Raw genomic sequence first — 6,684 nt, 5'->3', positions numbered from 1 at the left:
CAATAGCTTAAATAATAATGCGTTTTTTTTAATGAATCCCGAGTAATACAGTTCATTTTTATTTGAATTAATTCTCGTTAATATGAATTTTAAAGGTCAAGACATTATTTTTTAAGGTGATCGTATGAAGATGAAATGGATTCCAGAATATAATACTGGTATCGATGTGATTGACGATCAGCATAGAAGGATTTTGGATTACATCAATGAGATTGATGAAATTGGTATAGCAACGGATCGTGTTCGTATTAAACAAATACTCGATAATATTATCGATTATACGCAATCACATTTTACATTTGAAGAAAGTTTACAAGAAGAAGCGGGGTATAAATATCGTGTGCCTCATAAACGTGTCCATGATTTATTTATTAAACGTATTGAGAGTTACCGTGAAAGTTTTGAACAAGGTCATTCAATCGAAAAAGAATTACATGAAGTCTTGTCTAAATGGTTAATTAATCATATTCAGCACGATGACGCTGATTATGTTGGGGCTGTGAAATTAAATATGATGGGAATCATTAAGGAAAATGAAAAGAAAAAAGGCAAAAATTGGTTTGCACGATTTTTTTCATAGCCTCATGCTGATTTCAGCCTAAGTTATGAAAATGACCAGCTCTCTAATTAAAAAAATTCAGAGGGGATAAAAAGAAATAACAGAGATTATAAAAAAGTCTAGCGCAGCAAATCATCGAGGGGTGGTTTGCTTTTTTCTTTTAAGCTTTGATTTTCAGCATCGACAAAGGCAAAATAGCAGAACTTTTTACGAAACACCTCATGCAGGATTATTCTATGTCACGATGGTTATCGCCGCTCATGGCATTTTGTTTATCATTCATGATTATTGCAGGCTTAGCACCAAGCCTGGGTATTCAAATTGATCGACAAATTGATTTTTGGATATTGTGGTTAGTGTCAATGCTGATTTTGGCATTGCCGATTACCTATTTAGAAGTAGCTTTAGCAAAACGCTCTAAAACAACCGCATTAAATGCCTTGTCTAGCTTAACTCGTGACGCAGATGCATCACAATCCTGGCGTATTGTTGGGTGGCTGGCAGTCGTATTTATTCCATTCCTTGCAGGAGGCATACTTTCAAATATTAGCGCCAGTGCTGTAAATATTGCGCAAATTCAAATTGCTCCGCATTTGCTTTTTATTGGCAGTGCTGTGGTTGCTTTTGCCTTATCTTTTATTCCGCGGCAGTTTTTAATCGGTTTAACCAGTCTTGGTGTACTGGTTGCTTTGGTTTTGGCTCAGGTTTTTGGCACAGGTTTACAGACTTGGCATGTGACAGCTGTTGAGTTCAAAGAGTGGGGTAATGCCACAATTTTAGCTTTGGTTGCTACAGGGTTGGGGTTAGGATTGTATTGGCAAACAAGTTTGCTCAATGTACAACAGAACAATGAGGCGACCAAAACGGCAATACCGATCTGGATTGCGCAATTGATTGCAGTGATTGCATTTGGTTTCTTTGCGGTTTCATCACAAATTCCTGCTTACACTTTATTGTTGACTGCGATTATTTCCGCTGCTCTATTATTGCAATTGGGCAGAGAGCAGTTAGTGCAGCGCCAAATGGCTGAGGTGATTCAATTTGCAGTGCTTTTGGTGGCATTGTTTATTTGGGCGATTCCAAACATTGCAGTGATATTTAATCCATTGCTAATGGTCTGGGGCTTGGTGATTTGTTTGATTTATTCAATTTTTGTGGGTTGGATGATGAAAATTAGCCACTTACGAAAAGCCATTAATTTTAGTTCAGAAGCCTTTTACAATATTTGGCGTATTGCTGTGCGAATTATTTTACCTTTAGCCATTTTACTGGCATTGGTTGCTTATATCGGACAATTTATTTAAGGGCAATGGTGAATCAAGTGGATAAAATTTGGGTGGCTTATGCGACCGAAAAGCAACAATTTCACATTGAGTTACAATTTTCTCAGGGGATGAGTATTGCTGATGCAATTACCCAAAGTGGTCTGACTGAGCAAGTAGAACTGCCTGAAAATTTTAATTTCGGCATCTTTGGTGTCAAGATTAAAGATCAATCTCATTTGCTTCAAGCAGGCGATCGCGTTGAAATTTATAGAGCTCTAACCATTAACCCCAAAGACATTCGTCGGAATCGCGCCAAAGCCAATCCTGTTGGACGTTATTGTCGTGGTAATCGTTATCAGCAGCTGTTATTCAAATCTTAACTGGTTAAGCTTATCGCTTTAAACAATTGAATGCATATGAAAAACCCCTCAATGAGGGGTTTCTTTTTATGACAAAGTGTCTATAGTGGGGGCGCATTCAATATCGCTTCTTTAGAAGCGGGTAAACCAGGTTGTGACTCAGGAATGGTTTCCAAACCTTCGATTTTGTTTACAATGCCTGATTGATCAAAATAAACCTTTAAGTGTTGACCATGTGCTGCTGGAATTTTTGCTTTTTTTGCATAGGTTCCAGGGATATAGTTGTAAATGTAATCCCAACGTCCAGGATTCATTGGATCTGAAATTGTTGGGCTACCGAGTAAGAATCTCACTTGCTGGTAGGTCATACCGACTTGAATTTTTGAGGCTTGAGCTTGGGTTAATGGTGTTCCTTGAGGAATATCAACTTTGTATACTCCAAATACAGAACAACCACCAAGTAAAGAAGCGACGAATAACGTCAGCATGATTTTTTGCATTTTGCTACACTATCCCAAATTAATTATGATGCAATTGATCCAAGGATAGATCATACTGCATCTCAACTCTGTTGCATATTCCAACTTAAAATTTGTTGAGAGACCTTTTTATATGCCTATTTCAAATCAAGATTTACGCAAAGCTGGACTTAAAGTTACCCTACCACGAATCAAGATTTTGGAATTATTAGAAAATTCAAGACAACACCACTTGAGCGCGGAAGACATTTATAAAACATTACTTGAACAAGGTGAAGATGTTGGTCTAGCGACCGTATATCGTGTGTTAACACAATTTGAGGCTGCTGGAATTATTCAGCGTCATCATTTTGAGAACAATCATTCTGTTTTCGAAATTATGCAAGAAGATCATCATGATCATTTGGTTTGCCAAAATTGTAATAAAGTCGTTGAATTTACTAATGATACCATCGAGCATGAACAGCATGCAGTTGCTGAGAAGCATGGCTTCCAGTTGACTGGTCATTCTCTAAATCTATATGGTTACTGTGATGAGCCTGAATGTCAGGAAGCTTATCGTAAGCGTTAAAATCACATAAATACAACAAATGAAAAGGGAGCTTTTAGAAGCTCCCTTTTCATTTTAAAGATTTTGTAATGTTTATTGACCATCAAAAGTCAATTTGCTGTTGGCATTCAATAACTGTGCACCACCTTCTTCATCCAGTTTGATCTGTAGACGTAAATCATTGGGTGAATCGGCATGTTTTAGCGCATCTTTATAGGTAATCTGACCTGCTTTATAAAGATCAAACAAGGCTTGGTCAAAAGTTTGCATGCCCAATTCACGAGAACGTTTCATCAAATCTTTAATTTCATGTACATCACCTTTACGAATCAGATCTGAAACAAGAGGAGAGTTGATCAGAATCTCAATCGCTGCACGACGTGAGTTGCCATCTGGTGTTGGAATTAACTGCTGTGCAACCATGGCTTTAAGATTGAGCGATAAATCCATAAACAATTGACTATGACGGTCAGATTCAAAGAAGTGAATAATACGGTCAATGGCTTGGTTGGCATTGTTGGCGTGCAGTGTCGCAAAAACCAGATGTCCTGTTTCAGCGAAAGCGATCGCATAATCCATAGTTTCACGTGAACGAATTTCACCAATCAGAATAACATCAGGGGCTTGACGTAAGGTATTCTTCAAGGCAATTTCAAAAGAGTCGGTATCTATACCGACTTCACGTTGAGTGATAATACAGCCTGCATGTTCGTGGACAAACTCGATCGGATCTTCAATGGTAATGATATGACCTTTAGAGTTCTGATTACGATAACCAATAATTGAGGCGAGCGATGTCGATTTACCTGTACCTGTTGCTCCAACAAAGATGATAATCCCACGTTTTGTCATGGCAAGATCTTTGAGAATAGGCGGCAACTTCAGCTCATCCATGGTCGGAATTTTGGTTTCGATACGACGTAAAACCATACCTGGCATGTCACGCTGTTGAAAAGCACTGACACGGAAACGAGCCGTTTTATCCCGGTTGGTAATCGCAAAGTTGCATTCACGCGTATCGGCAAATTCTTTACGCTGCTTTTCACTCATGATTGAGTTGAGCAACTGCATGATGATTTCACCGTTTAATTTGGTTTTTACTACCGGGACGATTTGACCATTAATTTTCATGGATGGTTCAACATCTGCGGTAATAAATAAGTCGGATGCTTTCTGCTCAATCATCATGTTGAGCAAGTCATTAAAGTCCATCTTCTAAGCCTCAATAATCCATCTTATTTATAGGAATGATTCTGGTTGTTTTGCGACATTTCGTGCCACTTGAGGACTAATCACGCCTTTGGCAACCAATGCTTTCAGGCTCTGATCCAGCGTTGTCATGCCATAATTTGCACCTGTTTGAATTGCTGAATACATTTGTGCAACTTTATTTTCGCGGATTAAGTTACGGATTGCTGGAATACCAATCATGATCTCATGCGCAGCAACACGTCCCCCTCCATTTTTCTTCAACAGGGTTTGAGAAATAACGGCCTGTAAAGACTCAGAAAGCATGGCACGTACCATGTCCTTTTCTTCAGCAGGGAATACGTCAATCACACGGTCAATGGTTTTTGCCGCAGAAGTGGTATGCAGGGTACCAAATACCAAGTGACCTGTTTCTGCTGCAGTAAGTGCAAGACGAATGGTTTCAAGGTCACGCATCTCACCGACCAGAATAATGTCTGGATCTTCACGGAGTGCAGAACGTAGTGCTTCGTTAAAGCCATGTGTATCACGATGTACTTCTCGCTGATTGATCAAGCACTTTTTAGACTGGTGTACAAATTCGATTGGATCTTCAACAGTTAAAATATGGTCATAACGATTGTCATTGATGAAGTCAATCATTGAAGCCAACGTGGTGGATTTACCAGAACCTGTTGGGCCGGTAACCAAAATCAAACCACGAGGCAGGTCGCAGAGGTCTTTAAAAATTTGCCCTAGACCTAAATCTTCCATCGTCAGAACTTTGGATGGAATGGTACGGAATACTGCACCCGCACCGCGGTTTTGGTTAAAGGCGTTGACACGGAAACGGGCAACGCCGGGAACTTCGAAAGAGAAGTCCGTTTCTAATTGTTCCTCAAAATCACGGCGTTGTTTATCGTTCATGATGTCATAGACCAGTCGGTGAACTTCTTTATGTTCCAACGCTGGTAAATTGATACGGCGGACTTCACCATCAACACGAATCATCGGTGGCATACCTGCTGAAAGATGTAAGTCAGACGCACCATTTTTAACGGAAAACGCCAATAATTCTGTAATATCCATAATGTCCCCGAATAAAAAACTATTTGCCTAGGATGAAGATGATTCATCTATGTCTGTGATTCAGCATATTCTTTAATGTTACTCTGCGTGCAGGAGCAAATTTAGTTATTCTAAATGATGAGAAACTACATTTCGCAAAGTAACAATGCAACACTAAAAATATCCAAGCTTCTGGTTTTGTCGTGCATGAAGAACTAAGTAATGCTTTGTTCTTACACTGCTTATGGCTAAAATTATTTCAAACTGTGTTATGAAATTTTAAAATAGTTTTGCTATTCTTTATATTTCACTCATGGTTTGATTAATTTTTTGCCTGCCACATACAAGCCATTGATGTACAGTCAACATACCCTGATTATTTTGTAGAATAATAAGGCTTTTCACTCAGCATAACCAACAATTTAATTGCTTGGAAGCTGAAATTTTTATGAAATGAGAACCCCGTCAATGAATGATCTAAATCAAGCTCGAAATCATGTATTAGCGCAAATTCAGGATGCCTGTTTGGCTGCAAATCGTGATCTGGGAGAGGTGCAATTACTGGCGGTTTCTAAAACACATCCAAGTTCATTATTACGAGAAATGTATAGCACAGGGCAACAGTCGTTTGGAGAAAACTATTTACAAGAAGCTTTGGATAAAATGGAAGATTTAAAAGATCTGGATATCGAGTGGCATTTTATCGGTCATGTACAACGCAATAAGACCAAACATCTGGCTGAAAAATTTGCATGGGTACATGGGGTAGATCGTTTTCTTATTGCCGAACGTTTATCAAAACAAAGAGAAGCAGCACAAGCTCCTATAAATATCTGTTTGCAAGTGAATATTGATGCGCAAGACAGCAAAGATGGTTGTCAGCCTGAAGAGGTCGTTGAGTTGGTAAAGCAAGTCAGTCTGTTGCCTCATCTAAAGTTAAGAGGGCTTATGGTGATTCCTGCACCGCATCATACTCAGGCATTTCAAGATGCCAAGCAGTTATTTAATCAAGTTAAAGTTCACCATGCTCATCCTGAAGATTGGGACACCTTGAGTATGGGAATGTCAGGGGATATGGCTGAAGCCATTGCGGCGGGGGCAACCATGGTCCGGATTGGTACGGCATTGTTTGGTGCACGAGATTATTCAAATAAAAATTAAAGCCGTAGCCGGTGAAATACTTGAAGTAGAACACTGCTTTTGTGATGGCTTTAAG

General features: G+C 39.2%; 8 protein-coding genes. 5 read left to right on the top strand and 3 right to left on the bottom strand.

Going from position 1 to position 6,684, the window contains the following annotated elements:
* The first annotated feature begins 124 nt into the window (after nucleotides 1-124).
* The 3 genes from IMO47_RS15950 (at nucleotide 125) to IMO47_RS15940 (ending at nucleotide 2,204) form a co-directional block, all read left to right on the top strand.
* Complete coding sequence (locus IMO47_RS15950; protein ID WP_004828043.1) at nucleotides 125-580, top strand: bacteriohemerythrin; 456 nt, start codon at nucleotides 125-127, stop codon at nucleotides 578-580.
* Between the two features lie 200 nt (nucleotides 581-780).
* Entirely contained in the window at nucleotides 781-1,863 is a 1,083-nt protein-coding gene (locus IMO47_RS15945) for a hypothetical protein (RefSeq protein ID WP_198426927.1), read from the top strand.
* A 5-nt stretch (nucleotides 1,864-1,868) separates the two neighbouring features.
* A complete protein-coding gene (locus tag IMO47_RS15940; protein ID WP_196074710.1) occupies nucleotides 1,869-2,204 on the top strand; it encodes an RnfH family protein in 336 nt (111 codons plus the stop codon).
* A gap of 80 nt (nucleotides 2,205-2,284) precedes the next feature.
* Here the strand turns inward: IMO47_RS15940 and bamE are convergent, their stop codons facing one another.
* Complete coding sequence (gene bamE / locus IMO47_RS15935) at nucleotides 2,285-2,683, bottom strand: outer membrane protein assembly factor BamE (protein WP_004828048.1); 399 nt, start codon at nucleotides 2,681-2,683, stop codon at nucleotides 2,285-2,287.
* A gap of 112 nt (nucleotides 2,684-2,795) precedes the next feature.
* Here bamE and fur point away from each other — a divergent pair, with 112 nt between their 5' ends.
* Complete coding sequence (fur, locus tag IMO47_RS15930; protein WP_009585810.1) at nucleotides 2,796-3,233, top strand: ferric iron uptake transcriptional regulator; 438 nt, start codon at nucleotides 2,796-2,798, stop codon at nucleotides 3,231-3,233.
* Between the two features lie 72 nt (nucleotides 3,234-3,305).
* On the opposite strand, the gene IMO47_RS15925 is transcribed toward fur, so the two are convergent.
* Nucleotides 3,306-4,424 carry a PilT/PilU family type 4a pilus ATPase gene (locus IMO47_RS15925; protein ID WP_196074711.1) on the bottom strand — a complete coding sequence of 373 codons (1,119 nt, stop codon included), beginning with the start codon at nucleotides 4,422-4,424 and terminating at the stop codon, nucleotides 3,306-3,308.
* 27 nt (nucleotides 4,425-4,451) lie between these two features.
* Nucleotides 4,452-5,489 carry a type IV pilus twitching motility protein PilT gene (locus IMO47_RS15920; RefSeq protein WP_005030845.1) on the bottom strand — a complete coding sequence of 346 codons (1,038 nt, stop codon included), beginning with the start codon at nucleotides 5,487-5,489 and terminating at the stop codon, nucleotides 4,452-4,454.
* Between the two features lie 447 nt (nucleotides 5,490-5,936).
* Between IMO47_RS15920 and IMO47_RS15915 the strand changes: the two genes are divergently transcribed.
* On the top strand, nucleotides 5,937-6,629 hold the full coding sequence (locus IMO47_RS15915) for a YggS family pyridoxal phosphate-dependent enzyme (RefSeq protein ID WP_196074712.1): 693 nt from the start codon (nucleotides 5,937-5,939) through the stop codon (nucleotides 6,627-6,629).
* Nucleotides 6,630-6,684: the final 55 nt, after the last annotated feature.

It is taken from the genome of Acinetobacter sp. Res13-Abat-PEC15-P4-01, from assembly GCF_015676285.1.
Lineage (GTDB): Bacteria > Pseudomonadota > Gammaproteobacteria > Pseudomonadales > Moraxellaceae > Acinetobacter > Acinetobacter nematophilus.
Note: the sequence above shows the minus strand (reverse complement) of the source record. Positions and strands in the feature narration are given on the sequence as shown.

Bases quoted from the DNA above. Each gene is read 5' to 3' on its own strand.
- IMO47_RS15950 (WP_004828043.1), top strand. From the start codon at position 125: ATGAAGATGAAATGGATTCCAGAATATAATACTGGTATCGATGTGATT.
- IMO47_RS15945 (WP_198426927.1), top strand. From the start codon at position 781: ATGCAGGATTATTCTATGTCACGATGGTTATCGCCGCTCATGGCATTT.
- IMO47_RS15940 (WP_196074710.1), top strand. From the start codon at position 1,869: ATGGTGAATCAAGTGGATAAAATTTGGGTGGCTTATGCGACCGAAAAG.
- bamE (WP_004828048.1), bottom strand. From the start codon at position 2,683: ATGCAAAAAATCATGCTGACGTTATTCGTCGCTTCTTTACTTGGTGGT.
- fur (WP_009585810.1), top strand. From the start codon at position 2,796: ATGCCTATTTCAAATCAAGATTTACGCAAAGCTGGACTTAAAGTTACC.
- IMO47_RS15925 (WP_196074711.1), bottom strand. From the start codon at position 4,424: ATGGACTTTAATGACTTGCTCAACATGATGATTGAGCAGAAAGCATCC.
- IMO47_RS15920 (WP_005030845.1), bottom strand. From the start codon at position 5,489: ATGGATATTACAGAATTATTGGCGTTTTCCGTTAAAAATGGTGCGTCT.
- IMO47_RS15915 (WP_196074712.1), top strand. From the start codon at position 5,937: ATGAATGATCTAAATCAAGCTCGAAATCATGTATTAGCGCAAATTCAG.